Genomic DNA, 301 nt, shown 5'->3' with positions numbered 1-301 from the left:
AACGAGCAGGGAACTGGCAAATAAGCTCAAGGTTGCTGCTGTCGCCAGTAAACGCTGCAATATTAGCCTTGAGCTCAGACTTTGGCGAGTACTTTCCGTCTGGAGCGATAAAAAAACTGTCGTCATCAACCTGACTTTCAAATCGCGGAATAAAGCCTATTTGGTGAAAATGAAGAAGGTCGAGCCATTGTTCATTATCCGCTAGGGAAGTAAGTTTTGAATCTGGTATCGTTTGCGCGAGAGAGTTAAAGCTTAGACAGGCAAGAAAAGCTACATTCACCAGAATGTAATGGTAAGGGCA

At 44.2% G+C, this 301-nt stretch carries 1 protein-coding gene; it reads right to left on the bottom strand.

The window, feature by feature from the left end; translation table 11 throughout:
- The coding region (locus tag A3761_RS26650) for a hypothetical protein (protein WP_369808152.1) at positions 1-301 on the bottom strand (301 nt) is incomplete at both ends.

It is taken from the genome of Oleiphilus sp. HI0123 (assembly GCF_001635315.1).
This window is presented reverse-complemented; position numbering and strand designations above follow the sequence as displayed.